The 2,645-nt window shown below is 56.1% G+C and carries 1 protein-coding gene and 1 pseudogene; both read right to left on the bottom strand.

What is annotated here, in order from left to right:
- Positions 1-391 (bottom strand): annotated as a pseudogene (locus tag ACTTKG_RS10270) (hypothetical protein); the annotation flags it as partial.
- A gap of 74 nt (positions 392-465) precedes the next feature.
- Positions 466-2,645, bottom strand: a 2,180-nt coding sequence (locus tag ACTTKG_RS10265) for a hypothetical protein (RefSeq protein WP_442674102.1), incomplete at its 5' end; no start/stop codon positions are given.

Here is a 2,645-nt window from a genome sequence, read left to right as displayed (position 1 = left end):
CATCCGCTTCATCTTCGATCCCCTCATCGGTCGCCAAGATGCTGCTCAGGATTTCCTTGTCCTTTTCCACACGCTTTTGCCCCACGATGTCGTTCGTGAACGTCAGATAGCGCTCCACCTTTCGTATGCGATAGGAATTTACGAGCGTCTGCACCTCTTTCGGAATATGAAAATTATCGTCCTCATCGTAGCACACGGCAAAGATGGAAACCTTCGCGAGTTTCTCACGCACCGCCCGGTAGTCCTCTTCACCGCTCTTCACATCCCAGTACACCTGCCAAGTAGCAAACTCCACGGGCGTATGCGGCGCACTCTTCAACGGCTCCGCCTTCGCGCATCCCCCCAGTGAAACGACTGCGATAAGAAAAAGCCCCAACATCAACCATCGCATGAAACAACCTCCCTCTTCCCCCATATACATGAAGGGCGCAAAGGTTTCTGCACCTCGCACCCTTCTTTTCTTAATTATACATAATCAAGGAACCAGCGCAAGACGCTTTCCCAAATTTCTTTGACCCTGTGCTGCACCTTTTCCATACCCGTGTACTCGCTCGAATAGAGAAGCTGTTCCTCGTCGCTTGTCTTTCCCGTCTCCGTCAAGACGCGCACCTTTTTGAACACGCCGTCGTAAACGTCGTCGGCGAGATTTCTCTGGCTCCATGCTTCCCCTTGCCATGACGAGCCAAGGAATATGCTACCGCTCTCCGTGCGGCTCAAGAGGATGTCCTCGGGACCTATATGACCGTCGACTTCGACGCTCAAGCGGTCATCTTTCAAATGAATCGTCAGCTTGCATTTGCCGCGGCGATGGAAGCTCGCGCGTCCCTCATAAGGCGCGGCGCCGTCTTCGACGGTGGCGGCATACGCCTCACGCTCCTCATTGGCGCGCCCCATGTACTCATTGGCAGCAGCGGGCGAAGTCGCATAGAGTGCGAAAGCTTCGTTTTCCCCTACCTTCGCCTCTTGGTGCGCCTCCTCGACGGAAAGAATCTTCTCGCCGAGAATCACAGGCAGTTTTTCACGATAAAGCTCGTGCTTTTCGCCGCCCTTGATTTCCTCGACAACAAGCTGATCGTTGACGAGCACGATGCCAACAGCTTCCGCCAAATCGACGGAACTGCGCAGGAAAATCTGCTGCGAACCGAAAGCGTTCCCCTCAAGCTCCGCTTCGAAGCGAAGGTCGCGCAAATCTTCGACGTCAGCAAGACGTGCTACCGCCTTGCCCTCGGGCAAGGTCGTGAGGATCAATGTTTCCTCTTTGCACTCCAATGCGCCTTCCTTGAGATCCCATGCACGGCGGCCTTCTGCACGGCCTTCGACGAAGGAAAGACTCCCGTCCGTATCGTAGTTGATGCGCATGAGAAGATGATTGATCGGCCAATACGGCTGCGGCTGCATCCGCGTGAGATCGTAGAGACTGCTCGTGCGCTTGTTCAGCACAAAGCCTTCGCGATTGAAGTTCATCGGGAAAATGTCGCGAATCCAGCGTTCGTTGACGGCGCTGACGCGCGGATTGTTGCCGAACCGCCCCGTGTTTGCGTGCATGAGCACATGCGCGCGCGGCACATAGCCAAGCTCCTCTTCGTATACATCGCGAAGCCGCGTGTAATCGTAGGTGACGCGGCGCTCCATCTGGCGCTCGCTCTCCGTCGGTATGCCGTCCTTGTCGCGGATGTAGTCCATCAAGTAGTGATTGTAACGACGATCGAGATAGCGGCTCACCAAATTGAAACGCAGCGGATCAAGCTCTCCGAGGAAATCACCGTAGCGGTCAAAGACGTTGATGTAAGCGAGACGGTAGCCGTTCGACCCCATTTCCCAATAGGTCGAGCTTTCCAACTCTTTTAAGTCCTTTGGGCTTAAAAATTTCGTATCTTCCTTGATGAACTTCTCGGGATACGTCATCATCGTCGCCTTAAGGTTCAAGTCCTCCATGATCTCCTGTGCAAAAATCGCCGTATCGCGCCGCCCATCCTCAAACATGAGGAAGAGCGAACGCGGCGGCAAAGGCTTGCCGTTTTGATAGTAGTCGAGAACATCCTGCTGCGATATGGTCACATAGCCTTGCTCTTTGAGTTCTGCAAGGTGGAGACGCAGCTGCTCTTTGCCGATGAGCGTCGATGTTTCCCCGTTCCGATCGACGCCGAAGTAAGAGAGCGCGATAAAGCCGTGATCCTCCTCACTCACCGCCGCTGCCGCGAACGGTTCGTACGTCTTGAGCGTGAAGAAAAGCTCCATGAGAATCCACGCCATCGCAGCTAAGAGAACGATTTCGAAAACGACGCGCCCCTGCTTCATGCGGTTCTTCCTGCGCGTGAACGGCGCGTCAGCAAGCGTGGCTGACGCTTCCGCCGCACGTTTTATCGCTTCGGCTTTCTGCTCCGCCGTTTCCAGAAATTCGCTCTGTGCCGAGGGCTGTTCCTGTGCACATTCCGGCGGGGGCTTTGCCGCTGCCTTCGGCTGCGCAGGCGATGCCTCTGCAGCAGGCGGCTCGTTTGCGCTTGCTGCGGGCGGCTCCGGCTGCGTCGTCTGCACCGATTCGTCGGTTGGTTCTGCCTGCGGCGTCGTCTGCGCCGATTCGTCGGGCGATTCTGCCTGCGGCGTCGTCTGCACCGATTCTTCGGGCGGTTCTGCCTGCGGCGTCG

The organism is Selenomonas sp. (assembly GCF_052169755.1).
Classification (GTDB): domain Bacteria; phylum Bacillota; class Negativicutes; order Selenomonadales; family Selenomonadaceae; genus Selenomonas.
Note: the sequence above shows the minus strand (reverse complement) of the source record. Positions and strands in the feature narration are given on the sequence as shown.